This is a genomic window from Campylobacter showae CC57C, assembly GCF_000344295.2.
GTDB classification, from domain to species: Bacteria; Campylobacterota; Campylobacteria; order Campylobacterales; family Campylobacteraceae; genus Campylobacter_A; species Campylobacter_A showae_B.
Window position 1 is genome coordinate 23,866 of record NZ_AOTD01000045.1, and the last position, 6,616, is coordinate 30,481.

General features: G+C 43.8%; 6 protein-coding genes. All 6 read left to right on the plus strand.

Translation table 11 applies throughout. The features are described 5' to 3' along the window. Positions 1 to 5 precede the first annotated feature (5 nt). Positions 6 to 629, plus strand: coding sequence for a phosphoserine phosphatase SerB (gene serB, locus H740_RS01975; RefSeq protein ID WP_002950735.1), 624 nt, complete (start codon positions 6 to 8; stop codon positions 627 to 629). 13 nt (positions 630 to 642) lie between these two features. Further along, on the plus strand, positions 643 to 1,638 hold the full coding sequence (locus H740_RS01980) for a transaldolase (RefSeq protein ID WP_002950737.1): 996 nt from the start codon (positions 643 to 645) through the stop codon (positions 1,636 to 1,638). Between the two features lie 13 nt (positions 1,639 to 1,651). Further along, positions 1,652 to 4,027 (plus strand): type IV pilus twitching motility protein PilT, encoded by a 2,376-nt coding sequence (locus tag H740_RS11450; RefSeq protein ID WP_002950738.1) that lies wholly within the window; start codon positions 1,652 to 1,654, stop codon positions 4,025 to 4,027. Positions 4,028 to 4,085: 58 nt separating this feature from the next. Continuing rightward, on the plus strand, positions 4,086 to 4,622 hold the full coding sequence (locus tag H740_RS01990) for a 50S ribosomal protein L25/general stress protein Ctc (RefSeq protein ID WP_002950740.1): 537 nt from the start codon (positions 4,086 to 4,088) through the stop codon (positions 4,620 to 4,622). A gap of 8 nt (positions 4,623 to 4,630) precedes the next feature. After that, positions 4,631 to 5,191, plus strand: coding sequence for an aminoacyl-tRNA hydrolase (gene pth, locus H740_RS01995; RefSeq protein ID WP_002950742.1), 561 nt, complete (start codon positions 4,631 to 4,633; stop codon positions 5,189 to 5,191). Between the two features lie 406 nt (positions 5,192 to 5,597). After that, positions 5,598 to 6,616 (plus strand): LptF/LptG family permease (locus H740_RS02005; protein ID WP_002950745.1); only part of this gene is annotated, 1,019 nt, incomplete at its 3' end.

The following is a 6,616-nucleotide window of genomic DNA, read 5'->3' on the forward strand; positions in this document are numbered from 1 at the left end:
CAAATTTGATAAAGCTTTGCGTATTTGATTTTGATTCAACGCTGATGGACGGCGAGACGATAGATTTTCTAGCTGCGGCAAAGGGTGTGGGCGATGAGGTCAGTGAAATAACTGCAAAAGCGATGGCTGGTGAGCTTGATTTTTTTGAGAGTTTAACGCGCCGAGTGTCGCTTTTAAAGGGGCTTGAGCTTGCTAAAGTAGATCAAATTTGCTCAAATTTGCCGCTCATGCCAGGAGCCGCCGAGTTGATCGCGCATCTAAAAAGCAAAGGCATCAAGGTCGTAGTTTTTAGCGGAGGATTTCACTCGGGCACGGACAGAGCGCAAGAAAAGCTCAAATTTGACGCTAGCTTTGCAAATATCCTGCACCACAAAGACGGCGCCCTAACCGGGCTTGTGGGCGGCGAGATGATGTTTGGCTTTTCAAAGGGTGCGATGCTTGCAAATTTACAAAATTTGCTTGGAATTTCAAAAGAGCAGACGATGAGCGTGGGTGACGGCGCCAACGACCTATCAATGTTTGAGCATTCAAATTTAAAAATCGCGTTTTGCGCGAAGCAAATTTTGAAGCAAGCGGCAACTTGTTGCGTAGATAAAAAAGATTTGCGCGAGATCATAAATTTGATATAAAAAGGCGAGAAAAATGTTTAATAACGATATAAATTTTTCGTTGTGGTGCGACTTTATCGAGCGCGACTTTTTGCAGGACGAGTTTGAAAATTTGCTCCAAATCGGCGCTATTAGCGGTGTGACTTCAAATCCGTCCATCTTTAAAGCTGCGTTTTTATCGGACTCCTACAAAGACGTCATCGGCCAAATGGGTAAAAAATATCCAAAGGCGCTTTACGAGGCTCTTGCGGTGCAAGATATAAAGATAGCCGCGACCAAGCTTTTGAGGCATTACGCAAACGGCGACGACGGATTTGTGAGTATCGAGGTCGATCCTAGCTTTTGCGATAACGCCGCAGCTACGGTGGACGAGGGCGCTAGACTGCACGCAGAGATCGGTATGCCAAACGTCATGATAAAAATCCCTGCGACAAAAGCGGGTTTTGAAGCTATGAGCGCATTAACCGCGCGCGGTATCGCTGTAAACGCGACGCTGATTTTCTCGCCGGAGCAAGCCGTAGCGTGTTTGGACGCTTTTGAAGAGGGCGTGAAGGCTTATGAGAAAAAATTTCCTCTAACGCCGCTACCAAAAAGCGTGATTAGCATTTTTGTTAGCAGATTTGATCGCTTGCTAGATAAAAAAATGCGCGAAAACTCGCTACCGACGGGCCAAATCGGCATCATGAACGCGACTAAAATTTACAAAATCATAGAAAATAAAAGCTTGCCGACGACGAGGGCATTGTTTGCTAGCACGGGCGTAAAGGGCGACCAGCTGGCAAAAGATTATTACGTAAAAGAGCTAATGTATCAAAATGCGGTAAATACGGCTCCGCTCGATACTATCAAAGCCTTTATCGCTAGCAAAAACGAACCTAAAACAGCTGTTAGCGACGACAGCATAGAGAAATTTTTCGGCGTGGTAAAAAGAGCTGACATAGACATGGAGAAGGTTTACAAAGACTTGCTAAACGACGGCTTAAAGCAGTTCGTGACGGCATTTGAAGATATAATGAAAGCACTAAAATAACCAGGAAATAGCCATGAAGCCTTTAAGATTTACTTCTGTGAACGAAGAGGACGTTAAGGACTACGAGCCTATCGGTTCAAGCATTAAATTTGATAGCCAGGACGATGCCTTAGAGCGCATTATCAAGCTAAAAGCAAAGGTTTTAAGAAGCGATATAGAACAGCATAGAAACAAAAATAAAGAAAACTCGCACGAGGAGGAGCAAGAGGTGGTGCCCCTAAAAGCGGAGGACGCCGTGCGAGAAGAGGTTGCCCTGCAACCGGAGCCTAAATTTGAAGAGATCGGTAGGTTTGATGATTTGCCAAAGCTAAAGCCAATTGACAACGAGCTTGCAAAGGATGAGGAGCAAAAAGAGGCAGTCAAATTTGATAAATTTGACGCATTTAGCACGCCTGCCGAGCTAGAATCAAAAAGGCAAGAGCTAAACGAAAATTTGCAAGCTATCAATGAGGCTTTGAACGAAATAGACGCGCTAGACGAGATACCTGAGCAAACAGATGAAAACGACGAAGAAGCTATTTTTGTGGCATGGAAAGATCCGCAAACAAAAAAAGATCTGCAAGAAATAAGCGAATTTGACGAAGAGAGTGAGAAGTCGGACATTTCTTGTTCTGAGCCTGTAGAGGAAGCGGTGGCAAACGAGCAGACTCTTAACGAAAAAGATCAGCTCTTGGACTTTTTAAGGGATGAATTTAGCTCGGTAGAGCTCGAAGAAGTCGAGCCTGATATCGGCGATAAATTTGACGCAAGCCAAAGCGATCAGGATAAATTTGATACCGAGGACGACGAGGACTTTCAGAGTAAATTCGACTCTATCAAAAATGAATTCGATATCGATAAAAACGAGCTAAACTCCGATCAAACACAGTCAAATTTAAGCGCTGATTTTTGGGACGTGCCGCAAAGCAAAGAGCTAGAGGATAAAGATTTTCTAAAGATCGACGAGCATACTGACTTAAGCGAGCCCGAGGAGCAAATTTTAGAGCCGAATTTAACGCAAACGCAAGAAGAAACAAGCAAAGGAGTAGAGCAGGTGCAAACTATAAACGATACGCAAGAAAACCGAACAAATACGGCAAAAGAGCCGGAAGTAAGACCCGTTAGGCGTAGAGATAGGGCCGCGCTTTTAGCCGAGCTTGGACTAACGATGGAAGAAGAAGCCTTTGGGATGTCTATTAGGCCGCCGATGCCGCAAGATGACGACGAGAGCGAAAAAAGAGCCGCTATGAAGGCGGTTTTGGACGGATATCTGATGAAGCTTATCGAGCTTGGCGGCAGCGACTTGCACGTGAAGTCTGACAGGGTGGTTCGCGGTAGATTTAACGGCGAGATGGTCGTTATGGGCGATACGGTTTTGGATTATGACCGCTCGATACTCATTGCCAAGGAAATTTTAGGAGCGAATTATTACAGCCTAATGAAAAGAAAGAGCGTTGACTTTACCTATAGGTTAAACGACGACTACCGTTTCCGCTCTAACGTCTTTTTGCAGATGGACGGCATATCTTTCGTATTTAGAACGATACCTACGAAAATTCCTACGATGTCTGAGCTTTTATTGCCGCCGGTTATTGAAAAGCTTTGCGATAAAGTAAATAGAGGCATCATCCTAGTAACCGGGCCGACCGGCAGCGGTAAAACGACGACGCTAGCTAGTATGATAAACTACCTAAATCACACGAAAAACTACCACATCGTTACTATCGAAGATCCGATCGAGTTTATATATAGCGACGATAAAAGCGTAATCAATCAGCGCGGTATCGGCCAAGACGTCGATAGTTTTGCCGACGCGTTAAGAGCGTCTTTACGCGAAGACCCGGATGTTATATTCGTAGGCGAGATGAGAGACCTAGAGACTGTTAGAACCGCGATAAATGCCGCAGAAACTGGCCACTTAGTACTTGCTACGCTTCACACGCTTGATGCTAAAGAAACTATCGGCCGCGTCATAAATATGTTTCCTAAAGAGGAGCAAAACCGAGTCAGGATGACGTTTGCTTCGGTTGCGGAGGCTATCATATCTCAGCGCCTAGTCGTAACTACGGGAAATAAACGACGCGTCGCTTGCGAAATAATGATAAAAAACATAAGAATAAGAGATATGATCCTAGAGGATAGAGATAGCGAAATTTACGACGCGATAGAGCAGAGTAGAAACACCTATCAGATGCAGACTTTTGAGCAGCATTTGCTTGATATGTATACTTCGGGAATCATTACGAAAGAAGAGGCTCTAAAGAGCGCCGGTAGAAGAGAAAACCTCGATATCAAAATCAAATCCGCCGACCTTGCTAAAAAACGAGCGATGGTCGCTTCTATCGAGGAAGACGCTGCGCTTTTAAGAGAATTTCAAAGCGACGTTATCGCGCTTAAAGATATCAAGTAAGGCGAAATTTATATAAATTTGGGTATTATCGGCTTCTATTTTTCAAGAAAGGAAAACGATGTTAGAAGGTATCGTTAGAGAGAGTATCGGTAAAAAGGCGTCAAAAGCCTTGAGAAGAGATGGTTATCTAATCGCCAACATTTACGGCAAGGGATTAGAGAATGTGCAAGCCGCTTTTAAAATCAACGATTTTATAAAAGAGGTTCGCAAAAAAGAGAGCCTTGCGTTTGACGTAAAAGTAGGCGGAAAAACCTTAAAAGTCGTAGTAGTCGAATATCAAAAAGACCCTGTGACAAACGCTCTAAAACACGTTGATTTAAAGGTTGCGCTTCCAGGCGTCGTCTCAAAATATATGATCCCGGTTAAACCTTACGGAACTCCGGTCGGTCTAAAAAATAAAGGCGTTTTGATCATCTCAAAAAGGCGCTTAGCCGTAAAATGCACGGCTGAAAATTTGCCTAATTCATTCGACATAGACGTTAGCGGTCTTGATATAGACGACACCGTCCTAGTGCGCGATATAACCGTTCCAGCGGGCGTTACTATGATCGATGCTGACCGCGTAGCGGTTCTAGGCGTAATAAAAGCTAAATAAGGCTAGCCTTGATACTCATAGTCGGACTGGGGAATCCCGGTCCCGAGTACTCCAAAACAAGACACAACGTCGGCTTTATGCTGATAGATAGACTCAAAAACTCAAATTTTATAGATGTAAGCTCGGCCAAATTTCAAGGCGAGCTGTTTAAATTTCAAAATTTACTTTTTTTAAAACCGACAACCTTTATGAACCTAAGCGGACGAAGCGTAAAAGCCGTCGCCGATTTTTACAAACCCGAGCGCATTATCGTTATTCACGACGATCTTGATCTAAATTTCGGCGTCGTTAAATTTAAAAAGGGCGGCGGAAACGGCGGACACAACGGCCTAAAGTCAATCGACGCATTAATGGGCGCAGACTACGAGCGCGTACGTATCGGTATCGGCAGAAGCGCGCACAAAGGCGAAAGCGCGGTAACCGGCCATGTGCTTGGCGAATTTAACGCAGATGAAAAAGAGGGAGTGGAAAAAATTTTGGACTACTGTGAAAACGCGCTAAATGAGCTAATAAAAACCGACATCGACACCGTTTCGCAAAAATTCTCAACAAAAAAAGGCATTTTGTGAGAGGGTTAAATTTGGCATTCGCGACTTTTGCAGTTTCTCAAATTTTGCGGCTTTTTAAAGCACTCAAAAATCGGTTAAATTTAGAGCCCAAATTTAAAACCTTGCCCCCAATTTTCCTTATCGTAAATTTTATAAATTTACTTAAAAACTTTACCTGCAATTTTATAAAATTTACGAAAAAGGCGCTCAGACAAAAACTTGAATTCGGGTTTTTTGAGAGCATAAAACAACTCTGTTTCTCGTCTAGCCAAAAAGCGGCAAATTTGAGCGTCATCATGGAGCCAAAGCATGAATGTTTGCAGCATAGCTCAAATAATAAATTTGCAGGACAACTTTTCGGTATTTTTGATAGCGCCGCTTTTGTACGCCTTTCATCGCGCGCAAAATTTGATTTAAGAGATCCCAGATGAATCTTTACGCGCGTTACGTCGGCTGGCTTTATTTTAAATATTTCGTGATTATATTCGTCGCGCTCACGCTTTTTTACGTCGGTATCGACATCCTAACCAACCTAAAAGACATGCCCGCAAGCGCGAACCTAAAGCTGCTTTATTTTGGCCTTACCTCGCTTACGGCGGTAAACTACGTCCTGCCGCTCGCGCTCATTTTTGCACTGATAACTAGCAAATTTAGCATGATTCGCAGCAACGAACTCGTGAGCTTTTACGCGCTTGGTATTGATAAAAATCGCCTGATAAAACCGCCTTTTTACATCGCGCTCGCCATCACGTTTGTCTACGTCGGACTAAATTTTACTCCTTTTGCCTACGCTTACGAGTATGGGCGAAATATCGTGAAACTCTCGAATTTATCGCGCACGAGCTCTGATATTTTCTTAAAATTCGAAGGCAAATTTGTCTACATGGACAGCCTAAATCCCATTAGCGGTGAGGCTAAAGACGTGCGGATATTTGACATAAACGGCAGCAATCTGCGCAGCGCGACCTTCGGCGAAAGCGGGAGGTTTATAGACGATGCGTGGCTTTTAAAGAACGCTAAAATCGTAAATTTGCCACAAAATATTAAGCTCGGTGAAAAAGGGCTTGATATCAAAACGCCAAGCGAGCTAAAAACGCTTGAAAATTTTAAACCAAAAACGATAGAAAGCGCGTCGGCGGAGAGCTCGGCTATCACGATCCCGGATGCCGTGGATTATATTTTGGCGTTTAAAGACGAAGGTATCGGGCTAAATTCGACCAAAACCACGCTTTATAACCTCGCTTTTGCGCCTTTTTTTGCGCCGTTTATGGTGCTCATTATTTACTATTTTTTGCCGATTACCGGACGATTTTTTAATCTCGCCTTAAAAAGCTTTATCTTCACGATCGCCTCGCTTTGCGTCTGGGGTGCGCTTTTTGTGATGATGAGGTTTGCCAGAAACGGCGTCGTCTCGCCCGAGATCGGCGTGCTTTTACCGATTATTTT